Raw genomic sequence first — 13,606 nt, 5'->3', positions numbered from 1 at the left:
TTTAACTCAGCGACCGACACATTCTAATGCCTTTCTTGTTTCGACTATTTGCTGCGCTGCCGTTGTGGCTATTGCATGGCCTGGGCGCTGGCCTGGGCTGGCTCACTTTCGTGGCCTCGCCCACCTACCGCCGGCGCTTTCTGGCCAATGCCCAACAGGCGGGTTACCGCTTTGCCGATGTGAAAAAGGCCGTAGCCCATGCCGGCCGCATGGTAGCTGAGGTGCCACGCCTGTGGTTTGGCGCGCCGCTGCCCTGCGATATCCATGGGGCTGATGTCATCGAGCAGGCGTTGGCCGATGGCCGGGGCATTGTGTTTTTGACCCCGCACATGGGCTGCTTTGAGCTGTCAGCCCAGTACATGGCGCGGCGCTGGGGTGTGGTGCACGGCCCCATCACGGTGCTGTACCGCCCGGCTCGCCAGGCCTGGCTGGCCAAGCTGATGGAGACGGCGCGCGCGCGCCCCGGTCTGGCCTCGGCACCAACGACGATGGCGGGGGTGCGGCAGATGATCAAGGCCCTGCGCCAAGGCCATAGCGTGGGGCTGCTGCCCGACCAGGTGCCACCCGACGGCCAGGGCATGTGGGTGCCGTTTTTTGGCAAGCCCGCCTACTCGATGACCTTGGCCGCCAAGTTGGCCCAGCAGACCGGCGCGGCTGTTATATTGGCGCGCTGTGTGCGCCGGCCCCTGGGCCGGGGCTTTGATCTGTATGTGCGCGGCCTGCAGACCCCGCTGGCCCAGGAGGCCGAGGCCGCCGTGCTGCAGATCAACCAGGAAATGGAGCGCTTGATCCGCGACAGTCCCGAGCAGTACCTCTGGGGCTATGCGCGCTACAAGCAGCCGCGCAGCCTCGCTGCCGCTCCCTCGGAAGGTCAAAAGCATGGGTAAGTTGTTTATCGGGTGGATGTGGCTGATGTCGCACCTGCCTTTGTCGGTCTTGCGCGGTCTGGGCTGGTTGATGGGTCGGGTGCTGTTCTATCTGGTGCCATCGCGCCGCCGCATTGCGCTGCGCAATCTGGAGCTGTGCTTTCCCGAAGCCAGCGCTGAGCAGCGTCGGGCATGGGCCAAGCAGAGTTTTGTGGTGTTCTGCCAAACCTGGCTGGACCGCAGCTGGCTGTGGTTTGCACCACAAAAAACGCTGGAGAAACGCACCCGCATGACGGGGGCGCTCGAAGAGCTGGAAGGCGATACGCCGACCATCATCTTTGCGCCGCATTTCTACAGCATGGATGCCGGGGGCACGGCGCTCACCATCTACTGCAGCCGGCCCTTCACGTCGATCTTTTCGACCCAGCCCAATGCCGATGTCGATGCCTGGATCCGCAAGGGCCGCCAGCGCTTTGGCGATGTGCGCATGCTCAACCGCGACGACGGCATCAAGCCCATCATTGCCAGCCTGCGCAAGGACCATGGGCTGTTGTACCTGTTGCCGGACATGGACTTTGGCCCGAGCGACTCGCTGTTTGTGCCATATTTTGGCCAGGTGGCAGCGACCATTCCGTCGCTGTCGCGCTTTGCGCGGCTGGGCAAGGCCAAGGTGATCGGCATGTATACGCGGCTGACGCCGGAGGGTTACGAAGTCACCATCTCTCCGGCCTGGCAGGATTTTCCCACTGACGATGTAGTGGCTGATACCACGCGCCAGAATCGTGAGTTGGAAGCCCGAATCCGCACCATGGTGCCCCAGTACTACTGGGTGCACAAGCGCTTCAAGACCCGGCCCGAAGGCGAGCCTTCGCTCTATTCATAAACAACTAAGCATAAACAACAAAGGCCCTTTCGGGCCTTTGTTGTTGAGCGCCTTGGCTGGCGTTCGTGCAGTTTATTGCTTGTCTGCAGCGGCGTCTGGCGCTGCAGGCGCGGCCTCCAGGCTGACCAGTCCTTCCGGGTGCGACCACTGCCACAGCAGCTGAGCGACCTTGTCCACATTCTGCTTCTTTAACGCGCTGAACAGCATCACCTCTCCGCCGCCGGCATTGAGTTTGGTGATGGACAGGATCTTGGCCTGCTCGACGCGGGTCAACTTGTCGGCCTTGGTGAGCAAAATCAAGAACTTGAGACCTTGCTCCACGCGGGGGCGGATGATGTCGAGCAGGGCTTCGTCCAGCTCGGTCAGGCCCAGGCGCGGGTCGCAGAGCAGCACAATACCTGTCAGGCTGGGGCGGCTGACGAGGTAGTTCACCATGACTTGCTGCCAGCGCTTCTTGTCTTCACGCGAGACGGCGGCATAGCCGTAACCGGGCAGGTCGGCCAGCACGGCATCGGTCACGCCCTTCTTGCCCAGCGAAAACAGGTTGATGTGCTGGGTGCGGCCGGGCTTTTTCGAGGCAAAGGCCAGCTGGTTCTGCTGGGTGAGCGTATTGATCGATGTGGACTTGCCCGCATTGGAGCGGCCCACAAAGGCGAACTCGGGCACATCGACGACAGGCAATTGGTGCAACTGCGCAGCGGTGGTGAAAAAGCGGGCGGTGTGCATCCAGCCCAAAGCCGCCTTGCCATCAATGCCTGGGCTTGGCGTGTCTGCAACGGCTTGGGGGGTACTAGGTGTTGTCGTCATGTGCGTTCGAGTCTATCTAAGGCATCATTGTAGAATCTGGCCGCTTTGGCCTTATACCCATAAACCAGACAAAGACCCACGATATGAAGTTGATCGCCCCTTTGCTGACAACGGCTGTACTGGCTTTTTCTTCCGTTTCTGTGTATTCGGCGTCCGAGACGCCCAACCGTTCGCCCAAGCCGGACCTGGCCAAGGGGGAGGCCAGCTACACCGCCGTCTGCGTCGCCTGCCACAATGCCGATGGCAATGCGTCCATCGCCATCAACCCCAAACTCTCGCAGCAGCATCCTGAGTACCTGCTCAAGCAGCTGCAGGAGTTCAAATCCGGCAAGCGCAAGGACCCGGTGATGCAGGGCATGGTTGCCGGCCTGTCGGATGCGGACATGCTCAATATCTCGGCCTGGCTGGCCAGCAAACCGGGCAAGCTGGGTTTTGCCAAGGACAAGGACGCCGTTGCCCTGGGCGAGCGCATCTACCGCGGCGGCCTGCCCGACCGCCAGATTGCCGCCTGCGCGGGCTGCCACAGCCCCAATGGTGCGGGCATTCCGGCCCAGTACCCGCGCCTGTCTGGCCAGAACGCTGACTACGTCAGCAAGACCTTGCATGACTTCCGCGATGGCAAGCGTGGCAACAGCCTGCAGATGACCGGCGTCACCGCCAAGATGAACGACAAGGAAATCAAGGCGGTGTCGGACTATATTGCGGGCCTGCGCTAGGCGGGTGGCTGGGGCGTTTGCGCTCCACCGTTACGGGCAATGCCCCCGCGCCAATACATGGAGCGTGTTGCTGGGCATTTCGCGGGCCCCCGGGCTATCCCTAGGGTTGCAGACTAAACTTGGCGTTCTGCGAACTTGTACTCTGGTGGCGACTCCATGGGGTGCGGACTGGCAGCGCAGCAGCGGTCCTGCTCCTGCTTTTCACCGATAGCGTCGTACCATGTCTGAATCTTCTCCCCCGCCAACGCAGCTGCAGCCTCAGTTGGGCACCCGTGCCGTCTATGAGATGCTGTCGTCGATGCGCTTTGCCATTGCGCTGCTGTCCATCATCTGCATTGCCTCGGTCATCGGCACGGTACTGCGCCAGCATGAGCCGGCCGTCAACTACGTCAACCAGTTTGGCCCTTTCTGGGCGCAGCTGTTTCTGTCACTCAAGCTCAATGCGGTCTACAGCGCCTGGTGGTTCCTGCTGATCCTGGCGTTTTTGGTGACCAGCACCAGCCTGTGCATTGCCAAGCATGCGCCCAAGTACCTGGCCGATTTGCGCCAGTACAAAGAGAACTTGCGCGTGCAAAGCCTGCAGGCCTTCCACCACCAGGCCAGTGCCCATTTGGCAGAAACCCCGGCCCAGGCCGCGCAGCGGGTGGGCGCGCAGCTGGCCGGCAGCGGCTGGAAGGTGCGCTTGCAAGAGCGCAGCGATGGCTGGATGGTGGCGGCCAAGGCCGGTGCCGCCCACAAAATCGGCTATCTGGCAGCGCACAGCGCCATTGTGCTGATCTGCCTGGGCGGGCTGCTCGATGGCGATCTGATTGTGCGCGCGCAAATGCTGCTGGGCGGCAAGACCACCTTCAGCGGCGGCGGCATGATTTCCGATGTGCCCGAGCAGCACCGGTTATCCGCCAGCAACCCGACCTTCCGTGGCAACCTGATCGTGGCCGAGGGCGCGCAGTCGGGCACGGCCATCCTCAACCAGTCAGACGGCATCCTGCTGCAGGACTTGCCGTTTTCGGTGGAGCTGAAGAAATTCATCGTCGAGTACTACTCCACCGGCATGCCCCGGCTGTTTGCCAGCGAGGTGGTGTTGCATGACAAGAAAACCGGCGCTGCGGTGGAAAAGCGCATCGAGGTGAACCATCCCGCGAGCTACCAGGGCATCGAGATCTACCAATCGAGCTTTGAAGACGGCGGATCGCGCCTGCAGCTGCGCGCCGTGCCGCTGGTGCCGGGCATGAAGAGCTTTGAGGTGCAGGGCGAAGTGGGTGCCTCCACGCAGATCAAGCTGGGCGAAGGCCAGCCGCCGCTGGAGATGGAATTCACCGGCCTGCGCACCATCAATGTGGAGAACATGGGCGCCAACCCGGGCGATGGGGCGCCAGGCGGCACCGATGTGCGCAAGGTGGATTTGAGATCCAGCCTGGACAACCACCTGGGCGCCGGCAACAAGGTGACCACGCCGCGCGATCTGCGCAACGTAGGCCCCAGCGTCAGCTATAAGCTGCGCGACGCCTCGGGCCAGGCGCGCGAGTTCAACAACTACATGCTGCCCGTCGACATGGGTGATGGCCAGCCCGTCTACCTCTGGGGCGTGCGCGAGACCCTGGCCGACCAGTTCCGCTACCTGCGCATTCCGGCGGACGACCAATCCAGCTACCGGGGCTTTTTGCGTTTGAAGGCAGCGCTGCAGACGCCAGCGATGCGCGAGCGGGCCGTGCAGCAGTATGTGGCAGGCGCCGTGGAGGCAAGCCGCCCGGCGCTGCGCGAGCAACTCTATGCCTCGGCCCTCAAGGCGCTGGTGATTTTTGCCGGCGATGGCCAGACGGGCGCGAGCAGCGTCACCGGTTTGCAGGCGATTTCGGCCTTCATGGAGCAGAATGTGCCCGAAGGTGAACGCGCCAAGGCGGGTGAAGTGCTGGTGCGCATTCTGAATGGTGTGCTGTTTGAGCTGATGCAGGTGGCGCGGGCCGACGAGGGCCTGGCACCTCTGGAGCCCAATGAGCAGACGCAGCGCTTCATGACCCAGTCGGTGCTGTCGCTCAGCGATGCGCTGCTGTACCCCGAGCCCCTGGTGTTTGAGCTGACCCAGTTTGACCAGGTGCAGGCCAGCGTCTTCCAGGTGGCCAAGGCCCCTGGCAAGCTGGTCGTGTACCTGGGCTGCCTGTTCCTGATTCTGGGGGTGTTTGCGATGCTCTATGTGCGTGACCGGCGCCTGTGGGTCTGGCTGGCGCCGCGCGCCGATGGCAGTGCCGATGCGCGCATGGCCTTGTCCACCAACCGCCGCACCCTGGATGTGGACCGTGATTTTGAGGGCCTGAGTCAAAAGCTTCTGGGTACCAGCCCCAGCGGAGAACAACGATGAATACTGCTTCCACCAACCTGCCGCCTGCCCAGGCGGGCACCGTGGTCCAAACGGTGCAACTCAACCCCGGCTATTTCAGCAGCCGCTCGGTCTGGGACTGGCTGTTTGCATTGGCACTGGCCGTTGGCGGCGGTTTTGCCCTGTTTTTGTATGGCCACCATATGGATGGCTATGAAAAAGGCATTCTGATCGCCTCGGTGCCGTTTTTTATCTGGCTGGGCTGGTTCTGGCGGCCACTGCAGCTGTTGATGGTGGCGGTAGCCGCGCTGTCGCTGCTGGCCATTGGCCTTTACCGGGTCGATGGCGCAGGCCAGATTGCCCGCTCGGAGACGGTGTTTGGCCTCAAGTACTTCCTCTCCAGCCAGTCGGCCATCCTGTGGATGAGCGTGCTGTTCTTCATGAGCACGGTGTTCTACTGGATCGGTCTGCTCTCCAAGGGCGAGGGATCGGCGCTGACGGCCGTCGGCAGCCGCCTGACCTGGCTGGCCATTGTGATGGCCCTGGTGGGCACGATGGCGCGCTGGTATGAGAGCTACCTGATGGGGCCGGACATTGGCCATATCCCCGTCAGCAACCTGTATGAAGTGTTTGTGCTGTTCGCCTGGATGACGGCGCTTTTCTACCTCTACTTTGAAGCGCACTACCAGACCCGGGCGTTGGGCGGCTTTGTGATGCTGGTGGTCAGCGCCTCGGTGGGCTTTTTGCTGTGGTACACCGTCGCGCGCCAGGCCCATGAGATCCAACCGCTGGTGCCTGCGCTGCAAAGCTGGTGGATGAAGCTGCATGTGCCGGCCAATTTTGTCGGCTACGGCACCTTTGCGCTGGCGGCCATGGTGGCGCTGGCCTACCTGCTCAAGGCCGCCACGCAGCGCGCGCTGTGGATCGGCCTGGTGCTTGTGCCGATGCTGGTGCTGGTGCTGCCGCTGGTGGCTTTCCGCATCTGGGGCGATGAGAGCCTCTACCCGTCGCTCGACAAGACCTTGCGCATGGCCTTGCCGCTGGAGCTGTTCTTCGGGCTGATGATCGTGCTGCGCAGCTGGATCAACCGGGGCACGCCGCGCCTGCAGATCATGGATGACCTGATGTACAAGGCCATCGCCGTGGGCTTTGCGTTCTTCACCATTGCCACCGTGCTGGGCGCGCTCTGGGCGGCCGAGGCCTGGGGCGGCTACTGGAGCTGGGACCCCAAGGAGACCTGGGCGCTGATCGTCTGGCTCAACTATGCCGCCTGGCTGCACATGCGCCTGGTCAAGGGCCTGCGCGGTGCCATCTCGGCCTGGTGGGCACTGGTGGGGCTGGTGGTGACCACCTTCGCGTTCCTGGGCGTGAACATGTTCCTTTCGGGCTTGCACAGCTACGGCACGCTGTAAGCTGCCCCACACGGATCACTGAGGGCGCTGCGGCAGCGGAGCGATGGGCTGCGTGGGCAAGGTGTAGTTCTGGTTGTCCATCAGATCGACGCCGCACATCAGGTGGTCGAGCCAGTCAAAGAACTGGGCAATGGCCGGGCCCATGATGGGCGCGCCGTGCTGGGGCACGATCAATGAAATATCCAGCTGGCGCGCCATGGCCACCCACAGGCGCAGCACCTTGTTGGACACCATGTAGCGCCGGTGAAAGCCTTCCATGCGCGGAATGTGCGGTGCCAGATCGGTCACCGGGGTGCGGGCGATGTAGCCATCGGTCATCGAGACGCCCAGGTCGCCAGTGAACAGGATGCGGCTGATCGGGTCGTAGAAATGGAAGTTGCCTTCGGCATGCAGAAAATGCGCAGGCAGGATGTGCAGCTGGCTTTGGCCCAGCGGCAGAATGCCTCCGGGGTCTTGCACGGGGATGACGCGGTTTTCGGTCTTGCCGACCTTGGTGAAATGCGGCACAAAGCGCTCCCAGACGCGGGAGATCACCAGCGATGCGCGGGTGGAGGTGAGCCAACGGTCCAGTGAGGCGATGATGTCCGGGTCGGCATGGGATGCGATCAGGTAGGACAGCTTGTGCGGCGAGAAATAGCGCACCATGCCCATGTAGAGCTCATTGAAAGCGAGGTTGCCGCCCGGGTCGATGATGGCGCCGGTACCATGGTCGACAATCAGGAACTGGTTGGCCTGCACGGCCTGCGCATCCTCTTCCACCAGATCGGTGAACATCAGACAAGCATGCTGCTCGTCACGGTACAGTTCCACAGGTTCCAACGCCATCTCTTCCGCCCAGTTATCTATTGCAACGGGCGTGACTGTAACGGGGTGTAGTGGGTTGGACCTTGAGGTGGATCAAGGAGGCAGGCTGGGTGGGCCGAAGAGGGCAACGGCCAGCGCTGGATCAGGGCTTGGCAGCGGGCTGCATCACCGGGGATGGCTGCAGCTGGGGCTCAGGCCGGTCCGGTGCGCTGGGGTCCAGCGTTTGCGGCAAGGTGGCCCGGTTGGCCGCTGCCGGCTCGGTGGGCAGGTACAGCGGCCCGCGTTGGCCGCAAGCGGCCAATAGTGCCGCACCGGTGGCAAGGACAATGGTCCTGCATACAATTTGGTAAATACTCCACATTGAAGCATTGTAATGAACGAACTCGAATACCTGGATGCGGCCGAAAAACTCTTGCTGGCGGTTGAGCAGACCTGCGACCGCATCAACGATGAGACCGATGCCGATATCGACGCCCAGCGCGTGGGCGGCCTGCTGACCCTGATTTTTGCCAACCGCAGCCAGATCATCATCAACCTGCAGCCGCCGCTGCACGAGGTATGGCTGGCGGCCAAGTCTGGGGGCTACCATTACAAGTTCGATGGCAGCGTGTGGCGCGACACCAAGACCGGCCATGATTTCTTTGCCGATCTGACGCGGGATGCCGGTGTGCAGTCGGGTCTGCCCCTGGTCTTCAAAGCCTGAAGGCGCATCACCCTATATAAAAAGGCCAGTCCGCGCAATGCGGGCTGGCCTTTTGTCTGGGCGCTGGCGCTGCGTCAGTTGCGGAACAGGTCCAGAATCTGGTTGCGCTCTTCCGAGTTCGGCGGCGGCACCATGGTGCCGGCGGTCGAGGCGGGGGAGTCCAGTCCCAGGTTGGGGGCGCTGCGCGCATATTCTTCGTAGAGCCAGTCTCCGCCCACATTGAGCAGGCCGCTGGGTGGCGTCATCTTGGCCACGGGCACATCCTTGAGCGCGTGCTGCATGTAGTTGATCCAGATGGGCAGGCTCAAGCCCCCACCATATTCGCGCGCTCCCAAGCTGCGTGGGTTGTCATAGCCCATCCAGACCACCGCTGCATTGGTCGGCTGGAAGCCAGCAAACCAGGCGTCCACCGAGTCATTGGTGGTGCCGGTCTTGCCATAGATGTCCGGGCGCTTGAGCTGGGCCTGGGCTTTGGCAGCGGTGCCGTAACGGGCGACATCCTGCAGCAGCGAGTCCATCACAAAGGCGTTGCGGGCGTCGATGGCGCGCGGCAGGTCCTCAGTGGCCGGTGGTGCAAACTCAGACAGCACATTGCCGCGGTGGTCGGTGATCTTGGCAATCAGGTAGGGATTGACCCGGTGCCCGCCATTCGCAAACACCGAATAGGCCGCCACCATCTGCATCGGGGTGACGGAGCCCGCGCCCAAGGCCATCGGTAGGTAAGGGGGCTGCTTGTCGGCATCAAAGCCGAACTTGGTCACCCATTCCTGCGCCTTCTTGGGGCCTACCGATTGCATCACACGGATGGTCACCAGGTTCTTGGAGCGTGCCAGCGCCTGGCGCATGGTCATCGGGCCATCGAAACGGCCGTCGGAGTTCTTGGGCTCCCAGGGCTGCTGGCCGGCCGATCCCGGGAAGCTCAGCGGCGCATCATTGATCACCGTGGTGGGCGAGAAGCCTTTTTCCAGCGCTGCCGAATAGATGAAGGGCTTGAAGCTGGAGCCCGGCTGGCGCCAGGCCTGGGTCACGTGGTTGAACTTGTTCTTGTCGAAATCAAAGCCACCGACCAGCGCCTTGATGGCGCCACTGCGCGGGTCGAGTGAGACAAAGGCGCCTTCCACCTCGGGCAGTTGGGTCAGCTCAAAGGTCTTCTTGGCAGTTTCCATGATGCGCACCACGGCGCCTGGGCGCAGCTTGGTGTTGGGCGGCGCCTTGTCGCTCAGGCCCGATTGCACGGGCTTGAGGCCGTCCCCGGTGATCTCGATCGGATCACCATCGGCGCGGATGACCACGACCTTGCGCGGCGCAGCCTCAAGCACAACGGCAGACAGGATATTGCCGTTGTCCGGGTGCTGGGCCAGCACCTCGTCAATGGCCTCGTCCCGCTCCTGGCCGGCGGCTGGCAGCGTGATGAACTTCTCCGGGCCGCGGTAGTGCTGGCGCTTCTCATAGTCCATGATGCCCTTGCGCAGCGCCTCGTAGGCCTTTTCTTGGTCGCTGGCGATCAAGGTGGTGTAGACGTTGAGACCGCGTGTGTAGGCCTCGCTGCCGTACTGTGCAAAGATCAGCTGGCGCGCCATCTCGGCCACATATTCGGCATGCACGCGGTTGTCCGCATAGCTCGATCGGATCTTGAGCGACTCCTCGCGTGCCTGGCTGGCCTGGGCCGGCGTGATGAAGTGGTTCTCTTCCATCCGGTCAATGATGTAGAGCTGGCGAATGCGGGCGCGCTTGGGGTTGCTGATCGGGTTGTAGGCCGAGGGGGCCTTGGGCAGGCCGGCGAGCATGGCCGCTTCTGCCACCGTGACATCCTTGAGCGGCTTGCCGAAATAGGTTTCGGACGCGGCCGAGAAGCCGTAGGCACGGTTGCCCAGGTAGATCTGGTTCATGTAGATTTCCAGAATCTGGTTCTTGCTGAGGGTGTGCTCGAGCTTCAAGGTCAGCAGGATCTCATATATCTTGCGGGTATAGGTTTTTTCAGATGATAGATAGACATTGCGGGCCACCTGCATCGTGATGGTGGACGCACCCTGGGCCTTTTCGCGCCCCAGGTTGGCGAGCAGCGCGCGCGCCATGCCCTTGTAGTCCACACCACTGTGCTCGAAAAAGCGCGTGTCTTCGATCGCCAGCACGGCGTCCACCATGACCTTGGGAATCTCGCTGATCGGGGTCAAATTGCGGCGCTCTTCACCGAATTCGCCCAGCAGCGCACCTTCGGAGGAGTAAACGCGCATCGGCAGCTTGGGCCGGTAGTCGGCCAGCTCGGAGACATCGGGCAGGTTGGGGTAGGCCATGGCCAGGCCAACGGCAACCACCGCAGCGCCAGCGATGGCACCGGCCACCAGCAAGGCCAGCAGCCAGCCAAAGAACTTCATGGTCTTGGTGGCGAAGCTCGATGGCTTGGGTTGCTTGGGAGACTTGGCGGGAGGTTTGTCAGGCGTTCTGCGCGAGATCGGAGCGTCTGGATTCATGGGGTCAGACCGTCGAGAGGAGCTTGCATAAGCAGGGGATGCTATCACGCGGCTGCCTGGGATGGGGTTCGCGCCGGTTTTGAATTAGCTTGTGACAAATGTCATGCTGCGTCCAATGTATCCCTTGTATCGTATTGTTTTGACAACGAATTGGGTCTGGGAGCCGGTGGTTCTTTGCTGCGCGACTATCTTGCTGATAGCATTCATAGGGAGTGTTAAGTTTTGTAGCTCAATATAGAGCAAATTAGGGAGGAGCCCATCTTGGTCTCAATGGGATCTTTGTTCCGACGCCAGCCGCCTAGCCTCTTGGGGATAGATGTGAGCGCGTCGAGCATCAAGTTGGTTGAACTGGGGAGGAGCGGCAGCGGTCAATTCATTGTTGAGCGCTGTGCACAAGAGCTGCTGGAGCCTGGCTGGGTCACCGAGTCGGGCATCGAGCGTTTTGACGAAGTCGCTGATTCCTTGCGGCGGCTGGTCAAAAAAAGCGGCACGCGCACCAAGCAAGCGGCACTGGCGTTGCCGCTTTCTGCCGTGATTCAGAAGAAAATCGTGCTGCCATCGGGGCTCTCCGAGCTCGAGATGGAGTTTCAAGTTGAATCAGAAGCTAACCAATACATACCATTTTCCCTCGATGAGGTGAATCTGGATTTCTACGTCATCGGCCCATCCTCCAATTCGGTGGGGGACGTCGACGTGTTGATCGCGGCTGCCCGCAAGGAGACGGTGCAAGACCGGCAGGGCCTGGCAGAAGCGGCAGGCCTCAAGCCCGTCGTGCTGGAGATCGAGTCCAACGCCACCGCGCTGGCGGCCCGGCGCTTGATTGGCAATATGCCCAGCAAAGGCAAGGATGCCTTTATCGCCATCTTTGAGATCGGTGGCAACGCCTCCTTCCTGCAGATCATCCACAACAACCAGGTGATCTATGAGCGTGACCAGTCCTTCAACGGGGGCCAGCTCACGCAGATGATCATGCGCCAGTACGGCTTCTCGCAAGAAGAGGCCGAGCAGAAAAAACGCGGCGGTGATTTGCCCGCCGACTACAAGCAGGTTGTTCTCAAGCCCTTTGTCGAGAGCATTGGGCAGGAGATCAACCGCGCTTTGCAGTTTTTCTTTACGAGTACACCGCACAACCGCATTGACCACATCCTGCTCGCGGGCGGCTCTGCGGTGCTGAGCGGCCTGACGGATGCGGTAATCGATGCGACCGGCTTTGCCGCATCTGCTGCCAACCCGTTTGAAGACATGGTGATGGATGCCGCCGTGCGGTCCCGAGCCAAGAGCAAGGACTTCACCACCTACCTCACCGCCTGCGGTCTGGCACTGCGGAGGTATGCAGCATGATCTTGATCAATCTGCTCCCCCACCGCGAGGCTGCGCGCAAGAAGCGCAAAGAGAGCTTTCAGGCATCGATGGTGGCCGCTGCCCTGGTGGGAGCGCTGGTCTGCGGTGCCGTGTACATGTTCTACCAGTACAAGATCGATCTGCAAGGCCAGCGCAATGCGCTGCTGACGCGCGAGATCAAGGCCTTGGATGTCAAGATCGCCGATGTGGCCAAGATCGATGCAGAAATTGCTGCGCTGAAGGCGCGGCAAAAGGCGGTGGAGGATCTGCAGTCCGACCGCAATCTGCCGGTGCATTTGCTCAATGAGCTGGTGCTGCAACTGCCCGATGGTGTCTATATCGAGAGTCTCAAGCAGCAAGATCAGACCGTGCAGATCCAGGGCATCGCCCAATCGAATGAACGGGTGTCCGAGTTGCTCAACAGCCTGGCGACCAAGACGCCCTGGCTGTCCAAGCCCGAACTGGTCGAGGTGGTCGGCACCACCACCCAGGTCAATGCGCGTGAGAAAAAGCGTGTCGCTGGCTTCAACCTGCGTTTTGGCCTGATGCGCTCCAGCGATGTAGAGCAGGCCCAAAACGCGCAGGCGCTGAAAAAATAAGGGCGACCATGGCAACGAAAAAAAATATACAGGTGGGAGAGGCGCTGCAAGGCTTTCAGCGCCAGTTTCAAAATCTCGATCCGAAGGATCCTTCTGTTTGGCCGGCTGCACCGCGTGCGGTTTTATTGGTGGTTATTGCAGCCGTGGTGATCGGCCTGGGCTGGTATGCCTATCTGAGCAGTTTTGAAGACGAGTTGACGACAGCTCAGGCCCAGGAACTCAAGCTCAAGGAAGACTACAAAACGCGTTTGCGCAAGGCCGTCAACCTCGATGCGCTGCGCAAGCAGCGCGAGCAGGTTTTGCAGTATGTCACCCAGTTGGAAAAGCAACTGCCCAGCAAAGCGGAGATGGCAGCGCTGCTGTCGGATATCAACCAGGCGGGTATTGGTCGCAGCTTGCAATTTGACCTGTTCAAGCCAGGTCAGACGGTGGTGAGGGACTATTACGCGGAGTTGCCGATTACGCTGAAGGTCAATGGCAAGTACCACGACATCGGCTTTTTTGCGGCCGATGTCGCCAATCTCTCCCGTATCGTGACCTTGAACAATATCGCTTTGGCGCCTGCCAGCAAGGACAGCGCTACCTTGGCGTTGAATGCCACGGCCAGAACCTTCCGCTATTTGGATCCGCAGGAACTCCAAGAGCAGCAAGCTGCGAAGTCCAAACAAAAAGGGAAGAAGTAGGGTGGGA

13 protein-coding genes are annotated in these 13,606 nt (G+C 61.4%); 9 read left to right on the top strand and 4 right to left on the bottom strand.

Features of this window, described 5'->3' with window-relative positions; genetic code table 11:
- The first annotated feature begins 26 nt into the window (after positions 1 to 26).
- On the top strand, positions 27 to 887 hold the full coding sequence (locus tag F0Q04_RS22010; protein WP_182343534.1) for a lysophospholipid acyltransferase family protein: 861 nt from the start codon (positions 27 to 29) through the stop codon (positions 885 to 887).
- Entirely contained in the window at positions 880 to 1,749 is an 870-nt protein-coding gene (locus tag F0Q04_RS22005) for a lysophospholipid acyltransferase family protein (protein ID WP_116926465.1), read from the top strand. The genes F0Q04_RS22010 and F0Q04_RS22005 overlap by 8 nt, the downstream gene beginning before the upstream one ends.
- Before the next feature lie 72 nt (positions 1,750 to 1,821).
- On the opposite strand, the gene yihA is transcribed toward F0Q04_RS22005, so the two are convergent.
- Entirely contained in the window at positions 1,822 to 2,556 is a 735-nt protein-coding gene (gene yihA, locus F0Q04_RS22000; RefSeq protein ID WP_116926464.1) for a ribosome biogenesis GTP-binding protein YihA/YsxC, read from the bottom strand.
- Between the two features lie 83 nt (positions 2,557 to 2,639).
- On the opposite strand from yihA, the gene F0Q04_RS21995 reads away from it, so the two are divergent.
- From F0Q04_RS21995 to ccsB, 3 genes are all read left to right on the top strand, one after another.
- On the top strand, positions 2,640 to 3,272 hold the full coding sequence (locus F0Q04_RS21995; protein WP_116926463.1) for a c-type cytochrome: 633 nt from the start codon (positions 2,640 to 2,642) through the stop codon (positions 3,270 to 3,272).
- Positions 3,273 to 3,492: 220 nt separating this feature from the next.
- Positions 3,493 to 5,628, top strand: a complete 2,136-nt coding sequence (locus tag F0Q04_RS21990) for a cytochrome c biogenesis protein ResB (RefSeq protein ID WP_182343532.1) — start codon at positions 3,493 to 3,495, stop codon at positions 5,626 to 5,628.
- The gene (gene ccsB / locus F0Q04_RS21985) at positions 5,625 to 6,998 is read left to right on the top strand and encodes a c-type cytochrome biogenesis protein CcsB (RefSeq protein WP_116926462.1); all 1,374 of its coding nucleotides are present in this window, start codon (positions 5,625 to 5,627) and stop codon (positions 6,996 to 6,998) included. Before F0Q04_RS21990 ends, ccsB begins: the two co-directional genes overlap by 4 nt.
- Before the next feature lie 15 nt (positions 6,999 to 7,013).
- On the opposite strand, the gene F0Q04_RS21980 is transcribed toward ccsB, so the two are convergent.
- A complete protein-coding gene (locus F0Q04_RS21980) occupies positions 7,014 to 7,823 on the bottom strand; it encodes an MBL fold metallo-hydrolase (RefSeq protein WP_116926461.1) in 810 nt (269 codons plus the stop codon).
- A gap of 121 nt (positions 7,824 to 7,944) precedes the next feature.
- Positions 7,945 to 8,103: an LPS translocon maturation chaperone LptM gene (gene lptM, locus F0Q04_RS21975; RefSeq protein WP_409935106.1), complete on the bottom strand. Its 159-nt coding sequence runs from the start codon at positions 8,101 to 8,103 to the stop codon at positions 7,945 to 7,947.
- 72 nt (positions 8,104 to 8,175) lie between these two features.
- On the opposite strand from lptM, the gene cyaY reads away from it, so the two are divergent.
- Positions 8,176 to 8,505 (top strand): iron donor protein CyaY, encoded by a 330-nt coding sequence (gene cyaY, locus F0Q04_RS21970; protein ID WP_116926459.1) that lies wholly within the window; start codon positions 8,176 to 8,178, stop codon positions 8,503 to 8,505.
- Between the two features lie 74 nt (positions 8,506 to 8,579).
- On the opposite strand, the gene F0Q04_RS21965 is transcribed toward cyaY, so the two are convergent.
- Positions 8,580 to 10,880, bottom strand: coding sequence for a penicillin-binding protein 1A (locus F0Q04_RS21965; RefSeq protein ID WP_116926458.1), 2,301 nt, complete (start codon positions 10,878 to 10,880; stop codon positions 8,580 to 8,582).
- A 357-nt stretch (positions 10,881 to 11,237) separates the two neighbouring features.
- On the opposite strand from F0Q04_RS21965, the gene F0Q04_RS21960 reads away from it, so the two are divergent.
- Genes F0Q04_RS21960 through F0Q04_RS21950 form a run of 3 tightly spaced genes read left to right on the top strand, consistent with a single transcriptional unit; the run spans position 11,238 to position 13,599 of the window.
- Complete coding sequence (locus tag F0Q04_RS21960) at positions 11,238 to 12,317, top strand: pilus assembly protein PilM (RefSeq protein ID WP_116926457.1); 1,080 nt, start codon at positions 11,238 to 11,240, stop codon at positions 12,315 to 12,317.
- Positions 12,314 to 12,916 (top strand): PilN domain-containing protein, encoded by a 603-nt coding sequence (locus F0Q04_RS21955; protein WP_116926456.1) that lies wholly within the window; start codon positions 12,314 to 12,316, stop codon positions 12,914 to 12,916. The genes F0Q04_RS21960 and F0Q04_RS21955 overlap by 4 nt, the downstream gene beginning before the upstream one ends.
- A gap of 8 nt (positions 12,917 to 12,924) precedes the next feature.
- Positions 12,925 to 13,599 (top strand): type 4a pilus biogenesis protein PilO, encoded by a 675-nt coding sequence (locus tag F0Q04_RS21950; protein WP_182343528.1) that lies wholly within the window; start codon positions 12,925 to 12,927, stop codon positions 13,597 to 13,599.
- Positions 13,600 to 13,606: the final 7 nt, after the last annotated feature.

Source organism: Comamonas koreensis (genome assembly GCF_014076495.1).
GTDB classification, from domain to species: Bacteria; Pseudomonadota; Gammaproteobacteria; order Burkholderiales; family Burkholderiaceae_C; genus Comamonas; species Comamonas squillarum.
This window is presented reverse-complemented; position numbering and strand designations above follow the sequence as displayed.

Excerpts from the sequence above, each read along its gene's own strand:
- F0Q04_RS21965 (WP_116926458.1), bottom strand. The coding sequence starts at position 10,880 with ATGAAGTTCTTTGGCTGGCTGCTGGCCTTGCTGGTGGCCGGTGCCATC.
- F0Q04_RS21955 (WP_116926456.1), top strand. The coding sequence starts at position 12,314 with ATGATCTTGATCAATCTGCTCCCCCACCGCGAGGCTGCGCGCAAGAAG.
- cyaY (WP_116926459.1), top strand. The coding sequence starts at position 8,176 with ATGAACGAACTCGAATACCTGGATGCGGCCGAAAAACTCTTGCTGGCG.
- yihA (WP_116926464.1), bottom strand. The coding sequence starts at position 2,556 with ATGACGACAACACCTAGTACCCCCCAAGCCGTTGCAGACACGCCAAGC.
- F0Q04_RS22010 (WP_182343534.1), top strand. The coding sequence starts at position 27 with ATGCCTTTCTTGTTTCGACTATTTGCTGCGCTGCCGTTGTGGCTATTG.
- F0Q04_RS21995 (WP_116926463.1), top strand. The coding sequence starts at position 2,640 with ATGAAGTTGATCGCCCCTTTGCTGACAACGGCTGTACTGGCTTTTTCT.
- F0Q04_RS22005 (WP_116926465.1), top strand. The coding sequence starts at position 880 with ATGGGTAAGTTGTTTATCGGGTGGATGTGGCTGATGTCGCACCTGCCT.
- F0Q04_RS21990 (WP_182343532.1), top strand. The coding sequence starts at position 3,493 with ATGTCTGAATCTTCTCCCCCGCCAACGCAGCTGCAGCCTCAGTTGGGC.
- ccsB (WP_116926462.1), top strand. The coding sequence starts at position 5,625 with ATGAATACTGCTTCCACCAACCTGCCGCCTGCCCAGGCGGGCACCGTG.
- F0Q04_RS21950 (WP_182343528.1), top strand. The coding sequence starts at position 12,925 with ATGGCAACGAAAAAAAATATACAGGTGGGAGAGGCGCTGCAAGGCTTT.
- F0Q04_RS21980 (WP_116926461.1), bottom strand. The coding sequence starts at position 7,823 with ATGGCGTTGGAACCTGTGGAACTGTACCGTGACGAGCAGCATGCTTGT.